The 12695-nt window shown below is 61.7% G+C and carries 13 protein-coding genes; 5 read left to right on the forward strand and 8 right to left on the reverse strand.

Annotated elements, in window-relative coordinates:
- Positions 1-522: 522 nt before the first annotated feature.
- On the forward strand, positions 523-870 hold the full coding sequence (locus ACK5NW_RS00940; protein ID WP_416924374.1) for a hypothetical protein: 348 nt from the start codon (positions 523-525) through the stop codon (positions 868-870).
- Positions 871-1036: 166 nt separating this feature from the next.
- Here ACK5NW_RS00940 and ACK5NW_RS00945 read toward each other — a convergent pair whose 3' ends face one another.
- Positions 1037-1330 carry a hypothetical protein gene (locus ACK5NW_RS00945; protein ID WP_416924375.1) on the reverse strand — a complete coding sequence of 98 codons (294 nt, stop codon included), beginning with the start codon at positions 1328-1330 and terminating at the stop codon, positions 1037-1039.
- Here ACK5NW_RS00945 and ACK5NW_RS00950 point away from each other — a divergent pair.
- Genes ACK5NW_RS00950 through ACK5NW_RS00960 form a run of 3 tightly spaced genes read left to right on the forward strand, consistent with a single transcriptional unit; the run spans position 1329 to position 4715 of the window.
- Positions 1329-1853: a MarR family winged helix-turn-helix transcriptional regulator gene (locus ACK5NW_RS00950; protein WP_416924376.1), complete on the forward strand. Its 525-nt coding sequence runs from the start codon at positions 1329-1331 to the stop codon at positions 1851-1853. The two genes, ACK5NW_RS00945 and ACK5NW_RS00950, sit on opposite strands and share 2 nt — an antisense overlap.
- A gap of 58 nt (positions 1854-1911) precedes the next feature.
- Positions 1912-3165: an efflux RND transporter periplasmic adaptor subunit gene (locus ACK5NW_RS00955; protein WP_416924378.1), complete on the forward strand. Its 1254-nt coding sequence runs from the start codon at positions 1912-1914 to the stop codon at positions 3163-3165.
- Positions 3162-4715 (forward strand): DHA2 family efflux MFS transporter permease subunit, encoded by a 1554-nt coding sequence (locus tag ACK5NW_RS00960; protein WP_416924379.1) that lies wholly within the window; start codon positions 3162-3164, stop codon positions 4713-4715. Before ACK5NW_RS00955 ends, ACK5NW_RS00960 begins: the two co-directional genes overlap by 4 nt.
- A gap of 24 nt (positions 4716-4739) precedes the next feature.
- On the opposite strand, the gene ACK5NW_RS00965 is transcribed toward ACK5NW_RS00960, so the two are convergent.
- Complete coding sequence (locus tag ACK5NW_RS00965) at positions 4740-5087, reverse strand: hypothetical protein (protein ID WP_416924380.1); 348 nt, start codon at positions 5085-5087, stop codon at positions 4740-4742.
- 137 nt (positions 5088-5224) lie between these two features.
- Here ACK5NW_RS00965 and ACK5NW_RS00970 point away from each other — a divergent pair, with 137 nt between their 5' ends.
- Positions 5225-6250, forward strand: coding sequence for an asparaginase (locus ACK5NW_RS00970; protein ID WP_416924381.1), 1026 nt, complete (start codon positions 5225-5227; stop codon positions 6248-6250).
- Positions 6251-6361: 111 nt separating this feature from the next.
- Here the strand turns inward: ACK5NW_RS00970 and ACK5NW_RS00975 are convergent, their stop codons facing one another.
- The 6 genes from ACK5NW_RS00975 to ACK5NW_RS01000 all read right to left on the reverse strand — a co-directional run bounded on the left by ACK5NW_RS00975 (position 6362) and on the right by ACK5NW_RS01000 (position 12678).
- Positions 6362-6760 (reverse strand): ComEA family DNA-binding protein, encoded by a 399-nt coding sequence (locus ACK5NW_RS00975; RefSeq protein WP_416924382.1) that lies wholly within the window; start codon positions 6758-6760, stop codon positions 6362-6364.
- A gap of 105 nt (positions 6761-6865) precedes the next feature.
- On the reverse strand, positions 6866-8026 hold the full coding sequence (gene lapB, locus ACK5NW_RS00980; protein ID WP_416924383.1) for a lipopolysaccharide assembly protein LapB: 1161 nt from the start codon (positions 8024-8026) through the stop codon (positions 6866-6868).
- Positions 8016-8315 (reverse strand): lipopolysaccharide assembly protein LapA domain-containing protein, encoded by a 300-nt coding sequence (locus tag ACK5NW_RS00985; RefSeq protein WP_416924384.1) that lies wholly within the window; start codon positions 8313-8315, stop codon positions 8016-8018. The genes lapB and ACK5NW_RS00985 overlap by 11 nt, the downstream gene beginning before the upstream one ends.
- Positions 8316-8360: 45 nt before the next feature.
- On the reverse strand, positions 8361-8669 hold the full coding sequence (locus ACK5NW_RS00990) for an integration host factor subunit beta (RefSeq protein WP_416924476.1): 309 nt from the start codon (positions 8667-8669) through the stop codon (positions 8361-8363).
- Positions 8670-8760: 91 nt separating this feature from the next.
- On the reverse strand, positions 8761-10443 hold the full coding sequence (gene rpsA / locus ACK5NW_RS00995) for a 30S ribosomal protein S1 (RefSeq protein ID WP_416924385.1): 1683 nt from the start codon (positions 10441-10443) through the stop codon (positions 8761-8763).
- 225 nt (positions 10444-10668) lie between these two features.
- Positions 10669-12678 (reverse strand): bifunctional 3-phosphoshikimate 1-carboxyvinyltransferase/cytidylate kinase, encoded by a 2010-nt coding sequence (locus ACK5NW_RS01000; protein ID WP_416924386.1) that lies wholly within the window; start codon positions 12676-12678, stop codon positions 10669-10671.
- Positions 12679-12695: the final 17 nt, after the last annotated feature.

A 12695-nucleotide genomic window follows, 5' to 3' on the forward strand; every position in this document is an offset into this window, starting at 1 on the left:
AAAATCAGGGTCAAGCGAACCAAAAACAGCGCAAAACGATGAGAAATTCAACGCTCGTTTCGCCATGTGAACATTCACGCGCCACCTCGCCCTGCAGCGGGGGTTGTGCAGACCTTCCCTAAGAGCGTGTTCAAAGTCTCAGCGTGAGAGGTGTGGGATGCGGATCGGGATGGGCTGCAAGGCGCAAACCGCAGCGATACCTAGTGGTATCGCGAGCATTTGCAACGCAGCAGACCGCCCGAGGCCGCGCCTACATACCCGCGCAGAGACTTTGAACACGCTCTAAGACAAGCATATCGCTCGGCTTCGCTAATGTCCTGAGTTGTAAGTTCGTTGAAAAGAAAAATCTGCCGAAATCGGCACCAGGCAAGGTGCAAAACGTAGCGATATCGGGCGGTATCGCGAGGCTTTGCAACGCCGCCTGACGTCGATTCTCAGTGGATTTGTTCAACGGATTTGCAATTCAGGACCCTAGGCATAGGTGGTTTTTCATCTGCACCGCATGCGCTACAAGGCGCTGAAGTGAGCGATCGTTCACCGGGCGGCAGTTTGCTGGCGCGGGCCTGGCAGGCGCTGCAAGACTTTTGGGCGCCGGTCATGCGCGTCTGGCGCGCGCTGGCGCGGCGGCTGTGTCCCATGAAGCGTTCGGTGCTGGCGTTTCTCATCAGCGCCGGCTGGGGGCTGCTGGGCATGGGTCTTTTGGGTCTGGCCTTGTATTACGCGGTGCTGCCGGCGCTCTGGCCGTGGTTTCTGCCTGAAAGCCAGTGGCATGGCGACTGGGTCTGGCCGGCCATGATTGGCGTGGGGATGTTGTGGTCGCTGGGCTTTTTGATTGCAAGGGTGCTTAATCTGCGCCTGCAAGCGCGCTAGGCAGCGGTGCGCCAGCGTCGGCTGGCGTATGTCGCGGTGTTGTGGCTGTGGGCGCTGGCGCTGTGGACGTACATCACCTGGGCGGTGGATGTATGGCGCTGATGCGACACGGAAGCACGACAGCGGCTACAGCGGCTACAAGGCACAGGCTATTTTTGCTTCATGATTAATAGCGTATTGGGCTTGATGCAAGAGCGTTAACGGCCAGTTTTGCTTGAATATTCAAGGCTTGAACAGCGCCCAATCCGGATCCTATGCCTGTGATGCCATGGCGTCGATGCATTGACAATATTTGGTCTTGCAAATAAATTCTCGCCGTCGCTTGGCCGGTGTCTTTGGTGTTTGCTGGACAGGCAGGTCGGCCTTGATTTTTTAACTCGCCATTTTCATGATCGCCCATGTGTGCCACCACGGTTGACCCAGCGCCTGCTTTGGCCCACGCCACTTTGATGGCAGGCATGGCCGCGCCGGTTGATTTTTTTACCCCCGAGCAGTTCAGTCCTGAAACCAGCGTGATGTATCTGCTGCGCCTGGCGCTGGTGGGCATGGGGCGCACGGTCAACCGCGAACTGGCGATGGAAGAATCCACCCTGCCGCAGTGGCTGCCGCTGTTCAAGGCGCACAAGGGCGGGGCCAACACCGTGGCCGAGCTGGCGCGCCAATGCACCATCGACGTCAGCACCATGACGCGGCTGCTCGACCGGCTGGAGAAAAAAGGCTTGTGCCGCCGCGAGCGATCGACCACCGACCGGCGCGTGGTGCACATCGTGCTGACCGCGCAGGGGCGCGCCGTGGCCGAACGCGTGCCCGAGGTGCTGTGCCGTGTGTACAACCAGGCGCTGGCCGGTTTCAGTGCCGCCGAGTGGCAGCAATTGCAGGCGATGCTGACCCGCCTGGGGCACAACGCCTGCGCGCTGGCTGAAGATGGTCTGCACGGGCCTGCTGCACCGGTGCAATCGGCCACGACACGGAAAAATACCTAACCAAACAAGGGTCTGGCCGACGCTGCACTGGTGGCTTGGCTGTTGACCGACTGCCCGTATGTCTGAACAAAACCAAAATCAAAACCAAAACCAAAGCACACCAGCCCAAACCGCCGTGGGCCGCTCCGGTGGCCGTTCGCGCCGCCAGCGCACGTTGATGGGGCTGACGCTGGTGCTGATACTGGCGGGCTTGGCCTGGCTGGCCTACGACTGGCTGGTGCTGCGCCATTACGAAGAAACCGACAACGCTTACGTGCAGGGCAACGTGGTGCAAATCACCCCACAGGTGGAAGGCACGGTGGTGGCCATTCGCGCCGACGAGACCGATCCGGTGCAGGCAGGCCAGCCCCTGGTAGAGCTGGACGCTGCTGACGCCCAGGTGGTGCTGGCGCAAGCCGAGGCAGCGCTGGGGCGGACGGTGCGCGAAGTGCGCGCGTTGTACGTCAACAACGGCGTGCTGCAAGCCCAGGTGCGCCAGCGCCAGGCCGATCTGACGCGCACCAAAGCCTTGCTGGTGACCGCACAAGACGATCTGGCGCGCCGCCAGCGGCTGGGCGCGGCCGTGTCAGGCGAAGAGCTGGCCCATGCCCGCGACACGGCGGCGGTGGCACTGGCCGCCCGCACAGCGGCAGAAGCGGCCCTGGTCACAGCGCGCGAGCAATTGGCCAGCAACCAGTCGCTGACCGCAGGCACGGCAGTGGCCCAGCACCCCAGTGTGCAGGCCGCTGCGGCCCAAGTGCGCCAGGACTGGCTGACCGTGCAGCGCATGGCCTTGCCTGCACCCGTGTCGGGTCATGTGGGCCAGCGCCATGTGCAACTGGGCCAGCGCGTGTCGCCGGGCACGCCACTGATGACGGTGGTGCCGCTGGAGCAGTTGTGGGTGGATGCCAATTTCAAGGAAAACCAGTTGCGCCAGATCCGCATTGGCCAGCCCGTCACCCTGACAGCCGACGTGTATGGCAGCAAAGTGGTGTTCAACGGGCAAGTGCTGGGTTTGGGCATGGCCACGGGCGCGGCGTCGGCGCTGCTGCCCGCACAAAACGCCACCGGCAACTGGATCAAGGTGGTGCAGCGGGTGCCGGTGCGCATTGCGCTGGATGCGCAGCAGTTGCGCGAACACCCCTTGCGCGTGGGTCTGTCGATGCTGGCCAAGGTGGACATCAGCGATCAAAGTGGCCCCGCCGTGGCCAGCAGCCAGAACGCGCAGAGTCTGGGACAAACCCAGGTGTTCACCCATGACGCAGCGGGCGTGCAGGCGCTGATTGAGCGCATCATTGCCCAGAACCTGGGGCCATCCGGCGGGGCATCATGAGTGCACCGCAAGCGGTGCTGCCGCCGCTGCAAGGCAGCACGCGCTTAGTGGGCACACTGGCGCTGTCGGCGGCCACGTTCATGAACGTGCTGGATTCGTCCATTGCCAATGTGTCGCTGCCCGCCATCTCGGGCGATCTGGGCGTCAGCCCGGTGCAGGGCACCTGGGTCATCACCAGTTTTGCGGTGGCCAACGCCATTGCTGTGCCGCTGACTGGCTGGCTGACGCAGCGCCTGGGCACGGTGCGGCTGTTCGTCGCCAGTGTGCTGTTGTTCGTGCTGACCTCATGGCTGTGCGGGCTGGCTCCCAACATGACGACGTTGATCGCCTTTCGTGCGCTGCAAGGCTTTGTGGCCGGGCCGATGATTCCGCTGTCGCAAACGCTGCTGCTGTCCAGCTACCCACGCGCCAAGGCAGGCTCGGCCATGGCCATATGGTCGATGACCACGCTGCTGGCCCCCATCATGGGGCCGTTGCTGGGTGGCTGGATCACCGACAACATCAGTTGGCCGTGGATCTTCTACATCAATGTGCCGGTGGGGCTGGCCGCTGCGGCGCTGACCTGGATCATCTACCGTGATCGTGAAAGCGCCACCCGCAAGGTGCCGATCGACGCCATCGGCCTGGCGCTGCTGGTGATCTGGGTGGGTGCGCTGCAACTGATGCTGGACAAGGGCAAGGAGCTGGACTGGTTCCACTCGCCGCTGATCATCGCCTTTGCCGTGGTGGCGGTGGTGGGCTTCGTCTACTTTCTGGTGTGGGAGCTGACCGAAGAACACCCGGTGGTGGATTTGTCGCTGTTTAAGCTGCGCAACTTTTGGGCCGGGTCGCTGGCCACGTCGGTGGGTTACGGCGTGTTTTTTGCCAACGTGGTGCTGCTGCCGCTGTGGTTGCAGCAGTTCATGGGCTATACCGCTACGTTGGCTGGTCTGGTGCTGGCCCCGGTGGGCCTGCTGGCCATTGTGCTGTCGCCTATGGTGGGCTTGACGGTGGGCCGGGTCGACCCGCGCTGGTACGCCAGTTTTGCCTTTGTGGTGTTTGCAGCGGTGATGTGGATGCGTTCGCAGTTCACTGTGCAGACCGACTTCATGACGATTTTGCTGCCCACAGTGGTGCAAGGCGTGGCGATGGCGTTTTTCTTTGTGCCGCTGGTGACCATCACGCTGTCGGGGCTGGAACCGGAGCGCATTGCGGCGGCTTCAGGGCTGTCGAATTTCACGCGCATCACGGCCGGGGCCATGGGCACGTCGATCTCAACCACGCTGTGGGAAAACCGCGCGGCCATGCACCATGCCGAACTGGTGGAGGCGGTGCGTTATGGCCGTTTGCCTGCCGAACAGGCGCTGACGCAGTTGCAGGCCAGTGGCATGAGTCATGAGCAGGCGCTGGCCGCTATCAACCAACTGGTGACGCAGCAGGCGTTCATGATCTCGACGCAGGAGATTTTTTACGCCTCAGCGCTGCTGTTTGTGGCCTTGATTGGTCTGGTCTGGCTGGCCCGCCACCGCGACAGTGCCGTGGACAGCGCCGCCGCCGCAGGGGCGCATTGATGGGGCAGGGGGATGAAGGCGGTTTCAGTTGCGGTCAGCGCGCACCCGCACAGCGCGGGGACAATACACCGGGGCGCAGGGCAGGGTGGGCGCGGCCACCAGGGCGTAAGGCTTGACCTGGCGCTCGTCAATCACGGTGGCTGGGGGGTAATAGGTGGTGGCGGCGGGAATAAAAGGCTCTGCGGCCATCTGGCGTTGCGCATCAGCGCCGCCGCCAGTGGGATTGAATTCGCCTGCATCGGGCATGCCAATGTCTTTGTAGGGCGAATTGGGCAGTACGTCGTCGGTGTTGACGGCGCTCAGCGCAGCTTGCGCCGAACCGGCTGCGGCCCACAAAGTGGCGACGATGAAAGTACTTTTAATAATGGACACGGGCAACCTCCTGACATCAATGATTGAAGGGCAGTTTACCGGCTTGCGGCGCGGCCACGGACATCAAAGGCGTGATTTGTGGTGAATTGATGCTATTTGGCGCGGATACTGCACGCGCTTCATCTCACAATAAGCGCATGAAAACCACACTGAATGGCACCCGAAAGCCTTGTATCGCCCTGATCGCAACAGGCGGCACCATAGCGGGGGTTGGGCCAAAGCCTGACGCTGGCGCAGCGCCTTCGGCCGCTTACCAGTCGGCTGTCACCCCGGCGGACGAGCTGGTGTCCGCCGTGCCGGGTTTGAGCGGCATGGCGCAGTTGAAAACAGAGCAGTTGCTGCAAATTGATTCGGCTGACTTCACCGACGAACGCCTGTTGCTGCTGGCGCGCCGCGTGGCCGCGCTGTGCGATCAGGACGACATTGACGGCGTGGTGGTCACCCACGGCACCGACACGCTGGAAGAGTCGGCTTATTTTTTGCACCTGACCGTGCCCAGCACCAAACCGGTGGTGCTGACTGGTGCCATGCGACCGGGCACGGCGCTGGCACCCGACGGGCCATTGAATTTGCTGCACGCCGTGGCGGTAGCCGCGCACCCCAGCAGCAGCGGGCGCGGCGTGTTGGTGGTGATGAACGAAGACATTCACAGCGCCCGTGACGTGACCAAATCGCACACCATGCGTGTGAACGCCTTCACTTCGCCTTACGGGCCGCTGGGCAGCGTGGTGGAGGGCGTGCCGCGCTGGTACCGGGTCGTGGCGCGCCCGCACACGACGGCCAGCGAGTTCGGTATTGGCCAGATCGATCACCTGCCCCTGGTCGGCATCGTCACCAGCCATGGGCAAATGCGGTCCGAAAGCTTCGACGCCTGGACCAGCTTAGGTGCTAAGGCTATCGTGTACGCAGGTTTTGGCGGTGGCACGGTACCGCTTGCCTTGCAGCCCGCGCTGCGCGAGCTTGGCGCGCAAGGGGTGTGCGTGGTGCGTGCATCGCGGGTGGGCAGCGGGCCAGTGATTCGCAACGCCAGTTTTGACGACGATGCCTGCGATAGTGTGGTGGTGGATGATCAGAATCCGCCCCGAGCGCGCCTGTTGACGGCTTTGGCGTTGGCCAAGTCATACACCGCCGCTGAGTTGCAACAAGTGCTTTGGCGCTATTGATGGGGCAGAACGGCGGAATGTGATGGGCCATAAAAAAAGCACGCCTATCGGCGTGCTTTTTGCTGAAAGCGCAGCACTGAGGCTGCGGCTTTATGCCAGAGCTGCCATGCTTTATTTGGATGCAGTGGCGGATTTGCTGGGGGCTGTTTTTGCAGGGGATTTCGTGCTGTTGCTGTTTTTGGCAGCCGGTTTGGCTTTGCTGTCTGTTTTTGTATCTGCTTTGGCAGGGGCGCTGGCGGCGGCACCTGAATAGGTCGCACCATTGACAGTCAGCCCTTCAGCCGAGAGCTTGGCGGCGGTTTTGTCGCCGACGCCATTGACGCGGCTGATGAGGTCGCCCCAGTCCTTGAATTTGCTCTTTTTGCGCTCGTCCACGATCTTGCCGGACAGGCTGGGGCCAATGCCTTTGACGCTGTCCAGATCGGCGGGCGAAGCGGTATTGACGTCTACGGCAGCAAATGCCATGGCGGCATAGAACATGGCCAGCACGGCCAGGAATTTTTTCAGCATGAATGTCTCCTTGATGCGAATGAAGGTGATACCGACTCAAGGCGGCCGGTGCGCCATCTCCATAACGATACGGAGCGTTGTATCGTTGACGTGGGGTGCAGCGGCTCAGAGTTCTTCGATTCGCCTTGGCGGAAAGCTGTCCCAGGCCTGGCATCCAGGGCATTGCCAGAAATAGCCCTGCGTTTCAAAGCCGCAGGCGGCGCAGCGGTAGCGGGCCAGAGGACGTGCAGCGTGTTCTAAAGAGCGCTGCACGATGGCTCGGGTGTCGTCTGGCGCAAAGGTGGCGTGACTTAACCAGCGGGTGGCGGCAATCAGGGATGGTTCTTGCGCCATGTGTTGTTCGTAGGGAGTGCGCGCCTGCTCCCAGGGGGTGCCCAGGGCGACTTGGGCTTGCACGATGGCGTCGGCCACGTCAAGGGATGGGGTCTGGGTGTAGGCGCGCTCAAGCAGCGTGATGGCGTCTTGTAGCCGCCCGCAAGCTTGACCGATGCGCACCAGCTCGCTGGCGATAAGAGGAACGGTTTGTGGAACATGGGTTTCAAGCTGTGCCAGTTGTTCAAAGGCAGCGTCCCAGTTTTGTTGGCCCGCCAGAAGGCCGGCCAACTGCACGCGGGGGCGAGCAGCGGTAGGTGCATCGGCAATGGCTTGCTCCAGCAGTTGCATGGCAGTCGCCGGGTCTTTTTGCTTGTTGAGCACGTTGGCTGCCAGCTCGCACTGATAGTGCGCCAGACGGGCGGTGAAGTCGCTGGTGCCGGTTTGCTGCAAATCGCGGGCAATGGCCGTAGCCTGGGGCCAGTCGCGCGCGCGCTCGTGCAGCGACAGCAGGGTCAACCAGGCCTGGTTTTGATATGGCGTGCCGATGAGTTTGCGCAAGGCCTCTTCGGCTCGGTCAATCAAACCGGCTTTCAGAAAATCTTGCGCCAGTGCAAACTGGGCACGCTCGCGGTCACTTTTGCTCAGGTCGGCACGCGCCAGCAGGTGCTCGTGTACCCGGACGGCGCGTTCGTATTCGCCACGCCGCCGAAACAGGTTGCCCAAGGCAAAGTGCAGCTCCGAGGTGTCGGGGTCGCGCTGTACGGCTTCGATGAAGGCGTCGATGGCCTGGTCTTGCTGCTCGTTGAGCAGGTAACTCAAACCTTTGAAGTACGCTTTGGGGGCGCGGTTGTTCTCAATGCGCCACTGGCGCAGGTCAAACCGCGATGCCAGCCAGCCCAGGGCGAAGACGATGGGTACGCCAAGCAGGAGCCAACTGAGGTCAAATTCCATGGGGTGATGGGCTGATGGTGTCGTCTTCTGCAGCGTGTTCAGCCATACCGGTGGTTGGCGTGATGGATGCCTTGCGACGAACCCACCAGCCAGGCATCATGCCCAGCACCCCGACCGCCATGCCGATCACAAAGGCTATCAGCACCACCAGCGTCATGGGCGCACGCCACTGGTGGCCGAACAGCAGGTGCACGGTGGTTTCTTGCTGGTTGTTCAACGCGAATGCAAACAGGGCAAAAAAAATGGCTGCCTTCAGTATCCACTTGAGCAGCCGGGTGAGTGTGGTCATGAGTCTTCAGAATTAATTCAGAAGATTCTAGCGATATGGTTTGCGCTACGTGCTGGGGCGAGCCTCATCAACGGGTTGATTGCCCACAACTTCGCGCAGTGCCTTGCCGGGTTTGAAGTGGGGCACACGCCGCTCGGGGATGTGCACGCTTTCTCCCGTGCGCGGGTTGCGGCCCATGCGCTGCGGACGCCAGTTGATCGAAAAGCTGCCAAAGCCACGGATTTCGATGCGGTGGCCGCGCACCAAGGCGTCGCTCATGGCGTCGAGCATCGTTTTGACGGCGGCTTCGGCATCACGGTGGGTCAATTGCCCCACGCGCTCTGCCAGCAGTTCTACGAGATCCGATCGGGTCATGGCAGCCAAGGTTTTTTGTGTTCGGTTGAAGTCATCGACCGCCTGATGGCGGGCGGCCATGGGGATCGGTCGGTACAAAAACAACGCTGCTTTACTTGTCGTTGTTGTCCAGCTTGGCGCGCAGCAAAGCGCCCAGGCTGGTGGTGCCTGCACTGCCAGCGTTTTGCTGGCTTAGGTTTTCCATGGCTTCTTGCTGATCCACGGCGTCCTTGGCTTTCACGGACAACTGGATGTTGCGCGACTTGCGGTCGACGTTGACCACCACGGCGGTCACTTCGTCGTCCACCTTCAACACCTGGCTGGCGTCTTCCACACGATCGGTGCTGATTTCAGAGGCACGCAGATAGCCCACCACGTCGTTGCCCAGATCGATCTCAGCGCCGCGCGCGTCCACCGTTTTCACTTTGCCTGACACGATCTGGCCCTTGTCGTTCACCGTCACGAAGGTGGTGAACGGGTCTTGATCGAGTTGCTTGATGCCCAAGCTGATGCGCTCGCGGTCCACGTCCACGGCCAGCACGATGGCTTCAACGTCCTGCCCCTTCTTGTAGTTGCGCACAGCGGCTTCGCCGGTTTCGTTCCACGACAGGTCAGACAGGTGCACCAGGCCGTCGATGCCAGCGGCCAGGCCCACGAACACGCCAAAGTCAGTGATTGACTTGATGGGGCCTTTGACGCGATCGCCGCGCTTGGTGTTTTGGGCAAATTCTTGCCAGGGGTTGGCCTTGCACTGCTTCATGCCCAAAGAGATGCGACGCTTGTCTTCGTCGATCTCCAGCACCATGACCTCGACCTCGTCGCCCATCGACACCACTTTGTTCGGGGCCACGTTCTTGTTGGTCCAGTCCATTTCGGACACGTGTACCAAGCCCTCGATGCCCGGCTCCAGCTCGACAAACGCGCCGTAGTCGGCGATGTTGGTGACTTTGCCAAACATGCGCGTGCCCTGCGGGTAGCGGCGCGACACGCCCAGCCAGGGGTCGTCGCCCATTTGCTTCAACCCTAAGCTGACACGGCTTTTCTCGGTGTCGAACTTGAGGATCTTGGCGGTGATTTCCTGACCCGGCTGCACCACTTCTGAGGGGTGACGCACACGGCGCCAGGCCATGTCGGTGATGTGCAGCAGACCGTCGATGCCGCCCAGATCGACAAAGGCACCGTATTCGGTGATGTTCTTGACCACGCCGTTGACAATGGCACCTTCTTTCAGCGTCTCCATCAGCTTGGCGCGCTCTTCGCCCATGCTGGCTTCGACCACGGCGCGGCGGCTCAACACCACGTTGTTGCGCTTGCGATCCAGCTTGATGACTTTGAATTCCAGCGTTTTGTTTTCGTAAGGCGTGAGGTCTTTGGTGGGACGGGTGTCGACCAGCGAGCCGGGCAAGAAGGCGCGGATGCCGTTGACCAATACGGTTAGGCCACCTTTGACCTTGCCTGCGGTGGTGCCGGTGACAAACTCGCCTGATTCCAGCGCCTGCTCCAGCGCCAGCCACGAGGCCAGGCGCTTGGCGGTGTCGCGGCTGAGAATGGTGTCGCCGTAGCCGTTTTCGATGGAGCCGATGGCCACCGGCACAAACGCGCCGGCCTCAACCTCGACGTCGCCCTGGTCGTTCTTGAATTCTTCAATGGGGATGTAAGCCTCAGACTTGAGTCCGGCGTTCACGACGACAAAGCTGTGCTCGACACGCACCACCTCGGCGGTGATGACTTCGCCTGTGCGCATTTCAGTGCGTTGCAGGGACTCTTCAAACAACTGGGCAAAAGATTCAGACATGAAATTTCCTTTTGGCGCGCACACAGGTTCACGACGGCACCGTGCAATCGTTTCTAAGGCTGTGAGGCGGCAGGGCTGCGGCTGTAACCGCGGTTAAAAAGTTAAACAACCTGCCAGCTCGGTGCGCCAGGAATGCGCCAGGAGGGAAGCCAACAGGGCCTGAAAAACACCCTGTGGCTTAAGCTCCAGGATGGTTGCAACAACAGAATAATGATTGCTGAACAATCAAAAAGGTTGCCGTGCTTGCCACCAAGCCAGCACCTGCGCCACCGATTCATCAATCGACAGTTGGGTGTTGTCCAGCAGCAGAGCGTCTTGCGCGGATTGAAGAGGCGCGGTAGAGCGGTTTTGATCCCGCGTGTCGCGCGCTTCCAAGTCAGCGCGAAGACTGTCGATATTAGCCGAAATTCCCTTGGAAATCAATTGCTTATAACGCCTTTCCGCACGCTGCGCAGCGCTGGCGGTGAGGAAGATTTTGAGTGGCGCGAGAGGAAAGATGACGGTGCCCATGTCGCGTCCGTCGGCCACCAGGCCGGGCAGGCGGACAAAGCTGTGTTGCAAGTCCACCAGCGCTTGCCGCACGGCGGGCAGGGCAGACACGTGTGAGGCATCCATGCCCGCCGCTTCAGTGCGGATGGCGTTGGTCACTTCGGCGGTATCCAGCCAGATGTGCTCGCCTTCAAAGCGCACGGGCAGCTGGCGGGCCAGGGTGGCGATGTCGGCTTCGTGGGCAACGTCTGGCTCCAGCCCTTGTTGACGCGCCGCCAGGCCCGTCAGGCGGTACAGCGCGCCAGAGTCCAGATAGTGGTAGCCCAGTTGCCGGGCGACTTCAGCGGCCAGCGTGCCTTTGCCCGAAGCGCTGGGGCCGTCGACGCAGATCACGGGCACGGGTTGGTCTGGCTTGGCTATGGCGAACAGGGTTTCAAAATAATCAGGGAAGGTTTTGCCCACGCATTGGGGGTCTTCGATGCGCACGGGCAGGCCCGCCGGGTTGAATGCTGCCAGCGAGCCGCACATGGCCATGCGGTGATCGTCGTAGGTGTGGATGCTGGCGGCTTGCCATGCCTGGGTGCTGGGCGGCGGTGTGATGCGCAGGTAGTCAGCACCTTCTTCTACTTCGGCACCCAGTTTGCGCAACTCGGTGGTCATGGCGGCGATGCGGTCAGTTTCTTTCACGCGCCAACTGGCGATGTTGCGCAGCGTGCTGGGGCCATCAGCGTACAGCGCCATCACGGCCAGCGTCATGGCGGCATCGGGGATGTGGTTGCAGTCCAGGTCGATGGCCTTGAGCGGCCAGATTCTGCGACGGACTTGGAGCCAGTTGGGGCCGCTGGTGATCTCGGCACCCATCAGACGGGCCGCCTCGATGAAACGAATGTCGCCCTGAATGGAGTCGGCACCAACCCCTTCTATTTTTAAGCCGTCTTGGCCGTTTGTGCTTTCTGATAAAGCGCCGGCGGCTATGAAATAGCTGGCGGATGATGCGTCTGCCTCAACGTGAATTTCTCCCGGCGAGCGGTAGGCCGTGCCGCTCGCAATCACAAACCGTTGCCAGCCCTGGCGCTGCACCTGCACACCAAAGCGGGCCAGCAGTTGCAAGGTGATGTCGATGTAGGGCTTGGAGATCAGCTCGCCCACGACTTCGATGGTGATATCGCCTGCACCGGGCTGGCTGGCGGCCAGCGGCAGCGCCATCAGCAGCGCGGTGAGGAACTGGCTGGACACATCGCCGCGCACGGCAATGGGGTGGTCCAGTCGCAGCGCAGGCGTGCCAATGTGCAGCGGCGGATAGCCGGGTGTGCCGGTGTAGCGCACGTTGCAGCCCAGGGACAGCAAGGCATCGACCAGGTCGCCAATGGGGCGCTCGTGCATGCGGGGCACGCCATGCAAGGTGAAATTGCCGCCCAGTACGGCCAGCGCCGCCGTTAATGGACGCATGGCGGTACCGGCGTTGCCCATGAACAAATCGGCTTGGCGTGGCCAGTCACTGCGACCACCGATGCCTTCAATCACCGCTTGCGTGCCGCTGACGGTGACGCCGCAGCCCAATTGGCGCAGCGCTTGCAGCATCACCTGGGTGTCGTCCGAGTCCAGTACGTCGTGCACCACGGTGCGGCCAGCGCACAGTGCAGCCAGCAGCAACACACGGTTGGAGATGCTTTTGGAGCCTGGCAGGCGCACGCTGCCTTGCACGGCCCGCAGCGCAGGCACATCGAGAAAGGCGATGTCGTACACGGTGGAAAGAAACGAGT

Origin of the sequence: Ottowia sp., from assembly GCF_047975795.1 — a bacterium.
Lineage (GTDB): Bacteria > Pseudomonadota > Gammaproteobacteria > Burkholderiales > Burkholderiaceae_C > Ottowia.